The following is a 4548-nucleotide window of genomic DNA, read 5'->3' as shown; positions in this document are numbered from 1 at the left end:
CTGCATGGCGTGCTCGACCCGCTGGGCATCGTGCCCAACGGCGTGGCCCAGGTGGACCAGGAGGCCTGCATGCTCGACCTGGTGCGCGCCGGCGTGGGCCTCAGCCTGGCCCGCGACGCCCTGGCCATGGCCGAGCGCCAGGAGCGCGGCCTGGTGGTTGCCGAGGGCGTTCGCCTGCCCTGCGCGCTGAGTTTCGTCTGGCGACGCGATCACAGCGAGGAGGCGGTGATCGCCGAGGCGCTGGAAGTGCTTACCGGCGTCTGGGGCGCGCTGCCGCCATGACACCTCTACATGGAAAAATGACACATCCGTACGGGTAAAGGAGTGCCCTGATGGCCGACCTCGAGATCCCCCAGCTTGTATTGATCGGTCTGATCTTCGTCTGGAGCGGCTTCGTCCGCACCAGCCTGGGCTTCGGCGGCGCCGTGCTGTCGCTGCCTTTCCTGCTGCTGGTGCTCGACGAACCGCTGGTCTTCCTGCCGATCATCGCCATCCACCTGCTGATCTTCTCCAGCTGGATCGCCTGGCGCGGCCACCGACAGCTGGTGGCCGACAACGCCGGCCAGGCGCCGGCCGAGGGCAATATCGACTGGGGCTACCTGCTCAGGGCGATGAAAGTGATGATCATCCCCAAGTTGGTCGGGGTGGTCGGCCTGCTGACCCTGCCAGGCAACGTGCTGACCAGCATCATCTTCGTGATCGTGATGGTCTATGCGGTCGGCTACGTGCTCGACAAGCCCTTCCGCAGCCATAACCGCTGGATGGACGCGGTACTGCTGGCGCTGGGCGGCTACGTCAGCGGCACCTCCCTGATCGGCGCCCCGCTGATTGTCGCGGTGTTCGCCACCCATGTCGCTGTCCACCAGCTGCGCGATACCCTTTTCGTGCTGTGGTTCATCCTGGTGCTGATCAAGATGGTCTCCTTCGTGATCGCCGACGTCGACCTTCAGCTCATCCATCAGCTGTGGCTGCTGCCCTGCGCCCTGGTGGGCCACCTGCTGGGCGAACGCGCCCACCGGCACATGCTCGCAAGCCGCACGAATCTCTACTTCCGGGTGCTCGGCGGGGTGCTCATCCTGGTCAGCGTGGTGGGGCTCTACAGCTCGGCAGGCTGAGTCCCACGACGGGAACCGCAGGGAGTGCGGCTGCGCCACATGAATGCCGGATGAACGGGGCGTTAAGGCTGCTGCAAGGCGAGGAGGTGTAAGACGGATCACGTACCCACTAACGAGGAGTGAACCTGATGAACTGGCTCGATACCGAACACCGCTACGGCCTTGTCTCCCGCGCCCTCCACTGGTCCATGGCCCTGCTGGTGCTACTGATGCTCGGCAGCGACTGGTGGATGGAGGGCTTCGAGGGGCTCGGCGAGGCCGCCGCGATGGACCTGCACCAGAGCATGGGGTTGACGCTGCTGTCCCTGCTCGCCTTCCGTCTGGCCTGGCGAGCCGTCAACCGCGGCCGGCCGGCCGTACTCGCCCACTGGCGCCTGGCCGCACGGCTCGGCCATCTGGCTCTCTATGCCCTGCTGCTCATCATTCCGCTCAGCGGCCTGTTCGCGGCCTGGGGCAGCGGCGAGGGCGTGACTCTCTTCGGCGCACCGCTGATCGCGGCGGGTGCCGAGATCGAGTGGCTCGAGGAGGCCTTCGAGGAGACCCACGAACTGCTCGCCAATCTCTTGTGGTTCGTCATCGCCGGCCATGTGCTCGCCGCGCTGGCCCACCAGTGGTGGCTCGGGGAACGCAGCCTGCAGCGCATGACCTGATCCACCCCCGCACGAAAGGGCCCGGCGCGAAGCTATCGCGTCGGGCCCTCTTGTGTAGCGGGTGTCATGCCAGGATAGGGAAATCGCCGGGGCGAGGCCCCGGCGACGGATTCAGTCGCGCTCCACCTCGCTCATGTCACGCTCGCCCTGGCGACTCTTCACCTCGAGCTCACGACCGTCGGCGTCACGGCCCTCGACCTCGATGCGGCCATCGCGGTCGACCTGGATCTCCTCGAACTCGGCCAGTCCCTCGGCCACCGCGGCCTCCATGGCCAGGCGCACGTCGTCCTCGTTCATCCCCCAGGCGCCACCCTCGCGACGCTTGCGTTCCTCCTCGAGAGACTCGCCGGTCTCCAGCGACAGCCGGACCTCGGCCTGCCACTCGTCGTCGAGCCAGCCCTCGATCTCCACGCTGTCATCGTCCTTCACCTCGATCTGCTCAAAGTGGGTGAAGCCGAAGGCGCTGGCCTGGGCCATGATATCGTCGAGGCGCTCTGCCGATAGGCGGCTATCCTCTGCCTGGGCCAGAGTAGCAGCCGCCATCAGGCTGGCCAGGGTGCCGGTCAGAATCATCTTGCGTTTCATGGTTCATACCTCCGTTCATGGGTGCCGCTCCGTTTTATCATCGACCACCTTGCCGTGACCTGACAGGGCCGTTCATGCTGCATTCATGTTCGTCCTGGCAAGCTGTGCCCATGAGAAATCGACGCCTGCTTCCCCGCCTACGCCTGCCCGCGCTGGCCGCCCTCCTCGCCCTGCTGGCCACCTTTCCCGCGCCGGCAGACGAGGGGTGGCACGACCTTCACGAGGCGGTCCGCAGTGGCCGGATCGTGCCTCTTCCCGATATCCTCGACTGGCTGGAGGCCCACTATGTGGGCCAGGTACTGGAGGTGGAGCTCGAGCGTGACGACGGCCGGATGGCCTATGAGATCGAGATGCTCGGCCCTCAGGGCCAAGTGGTGGAATTCGAGTTCAATGCCGCCAGTGGCGAGCTGATCGGCATGGAGGGTGTGAATATCAATGGCATGAGGCGCGGGCAATGAAGGTGCTGCTGGTGGAAGATGACCGGGCGCTGGCCGAAGCGCTGAGCGAGACCCTGGGTGATGCCGGCGTGTTGCTGGAGACTGCCACCACCGGTGGCGAAGCGGACTTCCTGGTGCGCACCGAGGCCTACGATGCAGTGATCCTCGATCTGGGCTTGCCCGACGGCGACGGCAGCCGCTGGCTCGCCCAGTGGCGCGAAGACGCCATCGACACGCCGGTGCTGGTGCTCACCGCCCGCACCCGCTGGGCCGACAAGGCCGCCGGCTTCTCGGCCGGCGCCGACGACTACGTCACCAAGCCCTTCGAGACCGCCGAGGTGCTGTTCCGGCTGCGCGCCCTCGTGCGGCGCAGCCACGGCCACGCCCACCCGGTGCTGCGGATCGGCGAACTCTCCTTCGACACCCACACCGGTAGCGTCACCCTCGCCGGCCGGCCGGTGAGCTTGACCGCCCAGGAGTCGCGCCTGCTGGCCTACCTGGCCCACGCCGCGCCCCGCGTGGTGAGCCGCAGCGAGCTCGCCGAGCACGTCTACGACCGCGACCATGAGCCGGATTCCAACGTCATCGATGTCCAGATCAGTCGGCTGCGCCGCAAGCTTGGCACCGCACGTATCCAGACCCATCGAGGCAAGGGGTATCGACTGGCCGAAGGCGACGAGACACCATGAGTCGGCTGCGACAGCTGTCGCTCGCCAGTCGCCTGCTGCTGGCCTCCCTGCTGACCCTGGTAATCGCCCTGCCGCTGGCCGGGATGGGTCTCTCCCACTACGTCCGAACGACCACGACGGGGGCCTTCGACGAGCGCCTGGAAGCCCTACTCAACGTCGTCGTCGCCGGCCTCGCCTGGGAGCCGACGCAACAGCGGCTGGTGCATGAACGCTCACTGGGTGACCCGCGCTTCGAGCAGGTCCTGTCCGGCTGGTACTGGCAGATCAGCGACGGCGCCGAGCGGGTGCTGACCTCCCGCTCGCTGTGGGACCAGCGCCTCCCGGTCCGCTCCCACCGAGAGGTGATGATCCGTGACCTGCCAGGCCCACGCGGGACACCGCTGCGCGTCATCGAGCGCGATATCCGACTGGCACCGCTGGATGGCCCCCTGCACGTCAGCGTGGCCATCTCCCGGCAAACCCTGGACGCCGAACTCGCGCGCTTTACCCGACTGGTCACGCTTTTCCTGGTCGGCCTGGGTCTACTGCTACTGGCCACTCTGGCCCTGCAGATCCGCTGGAGCCTGGCCCCGCTGCGCCGGATACAGACCGACCTGCAGCACGTGGAGAACGGCGAAGCCGAGCGCCTCGACACCCGCCTCTCGCCAGAGCTCGCGCGTCTGGCCAGGGCCATGAACGGCGTGCTGGATCGCGATCGACGACTGATGAGGCATGCGCGTCACGCCGCGGGCAACCTGGCGCATGCGCTGAAGACCCCGGTAAGCGTGTTGACTACCCTGGCCGACGGGATCGATGAGCCGCGACGCACCCGACTCCGTGACGAACTGACGCGCATCGATGAAGCGGTACGTCATCACCTGGCCAGAGCGTCAGCAGCCGGGGACGCCACCCTGGCTCCCCGGGTCGCCGCCAGCGACGTACTGGCGCCCATCCTCTCGGGACTCAGCCGCCTGGCCGAGCGACGCGGCATCACCCTCAGCCATAGCTTGCCGGCCGAAATGCGGGTGCGCATGGAGGCGCAGGACCTGCAGGAGCTGGTCGGCAACCTGCTGGACAATGCCCTACGCTGGGC

The 4548-nt window shown here is 67.2% G+C and carries 7 protein-coding genes; 6 read left to right on the top strand and 1 reads right to left on the bottom strand.

Translation table 11 applies throughout. The features are described 5' to 3' along the window. From RI841_RS14630 to RI841_RS14620, 3 genes are all read left to right on the top strand, one after another. Nucleotides 1–282 (top strand): LysR substrate-binding domain-containing protein (locus RI841_RS14630; protein WP_310706368.1); only part of this gene is annotated, 282 nt, incomplete at its 5' end. A 50-nt stretch (nt 283–332) separates the two neighbouring features. Next, on the top strand, nt 333–1115 hold the full coding sequence (locus RI841_RS14625) for a TSUP family transporter (RefSeq protein WP_310706367.1): 783 nt from the start codon (nt 333–335) through the stop codon (nt 1113–1115). A gap of 128 nt (nt 1116–1243) precedes the next feature. After that, nucleotides 1244–1765: a cytochrome b gene (locus RI841_RS14620; protein ID WP_310706366.1), complete on the top strand. Its 522-nt coding sequence runs from the start codon at nt 1244–1246 to the stop codon at nt 1763–1765. Nucleotides 1766–1876: 111 nt separating this feature from the next. On the opposite strand, the gene RI841_RS14615 is transcribed toward RI841_RS14620, so the two are convergent. After that, the gene (locus tag RI841_RS14615; RefSeq protein WP_310706365.1) at nt 1877–2350 is read right to left on the bottom strand and encodes a PepSY domain-containing protein; all 474 of its coding nucleotides are present in this window, start codon (nt 2348–2350) and stop codon (nt 1877–1879) included. A gap of 110 nt (nt 2351–2460) precedes the next feature. Here RI841_RS14615 and RI841_RS14610 point away from each other — a divergent pair, with 110 nt between their 5' ends. The 3 genes from RI841_RS14610 to RI841_RS14600 all read left to right on the top strand — a co-directional run. Further along, nucleotides 2461–2808 (top strand): PepSY domain-containing protein, encoded by a 348-nt coding sequence (locus RI841_RS14610; protein WP_310706364.1) that lies wholly within the window; start codon nt 2461–2463, stop codon nt 2806–2808. Further along, the gene (locus RI841_RS14605) at nt 2805–3476 is read left to right on the top strand and encodes a response regulator transcription factor (protein ID WP_310706363.1); all 672 of its coding nucleotides are present in this window, start codon (nt 2805–2807) and stop codon (nt 3474–3476) included. The genes RI841_RS14610 and RI841_RS14605 overlap by 4 nt, the downstream gene beginning before the upstream one ends. After that, on the top strand, nt 3473–4548 hold a 1076-nt coding region (locus tag RI841_RS14600), incomplete at its 3' end, for a sensor histidine kinase (protein ID WP_310706361.1). The genes RI841_RS14605 and RI841_RS14600, both read left to right, overlap by 4 nt.

The sequence above is a fragment of the Halomonas sp. genome, assembly GCF_031581305.1.
Lineage (GTDB): Bacteria > Pseudomonadota > Gammaproteobacteria > Pseudomonadales > Halomonadaceae > Halomonas.
The sequence above is the reverse complement of the archived record's forward strand: the minus strand, read 5'-3'. Positions and strand labels throughout refer to the sequence as shown.

Excerpts from the sequence above, each read along its gene's own strand:
- RI841_RS14625 (WP_310706367.1), top strand. The coding sequence starts at position 333 with ATGGCCGACCTCGAGATCCCCCAGCTTGTATTGATCGGTCTGATCTTC.
- RI841_RS14620 (WP_310706366.1), top strand. The coding sequence starts at position 1,244 with ATGAACTGGCTCGATACCGAACACCGCTACGGCCTTGTCTCCCGCGCC.
- RI841_RS14615 (WP_310706365.1), bottom strand. The coding sequence starts at position 2,350 with ATGAAACGCAAGATGATTCTGACCGGCACCCTGGCCAGCCTGATGGCG.
- RI841_RS14610 (WP_310706364.1), top strand. The coding sequence starts at position 2,461 with ATGAGAAATCGACGCCTGCTTCCCCGCCTACGCCTGCCCGCGCTGGCC.
- RI841_RS14605 (WP_310706363.1), top strand. The coding sequence starts at position 2,805 with ATGAAGGTGCTGCTGGTGGAAGATGACCGGGCGCTGGCCGAAGCGCTG.